This window comes from Colwellia sp. MB02u-14 (assembly GCF_014076915.1).
Lineage (GTDB): Bacteria > Pseudomonadota > Gammaproteobacteria > Enterobacterales > Alteromonadaceae > Colwellia_A.
The window spans coordinates 1-381 of sequence record NZ_JACGUX010000024.1 but is presented as its reverse complement, the minus strand read 5'-3'; the positions used below and the strand labels follow the sequence as shown (position 1 = coordinate 381).

General features: G+C 55.9%; 1 protein-coding gene. It reads left to right on the top strand.

Annotated elements, in window-relative coordinates; all coding sequences use genetic code 11:
- Positions 1-381 (top strand): putative Ig domain-containing protein (locus tag H4J52_RS02950; protein ID WP_220461062.1); only part of this gene is annotated, 381 nt, incomplete at both ends.

The following is a 381-nucleotide window of genomic DNA, read 5'->3' as shown; positions in this document are numbered from 1 at the left end:
ACCAATAAACCCAGTTGGGCTGGCTTTAGCGCCACAACAGGCGCATTAACCGGCACGCCGACTAATGATGATGTGGGCGTGACGGCGGGGATTGTGATAACGGCCACCGATAGCGCCGGTGCTACCGCCAGCTTAACCGCCTTTAGCGTGACGGTGTCAAATACCAATGACGCACCGGTTATCACCGGTACGCCCACCATAACCGTGGCACAAGATGAGGCTTACCGCTTTACGCCAAGCGTCAGTGATGTCGATGCAGGCGACACCCAAACCTTTAGTATCACCAATAAACCCAGTTGGGCTGGCTTTAGCGCCACAACAGGCGCATTAACCGGCACGCCGACTAATGATGATGTGGGCGTGACGGCGGGGATTGTGATA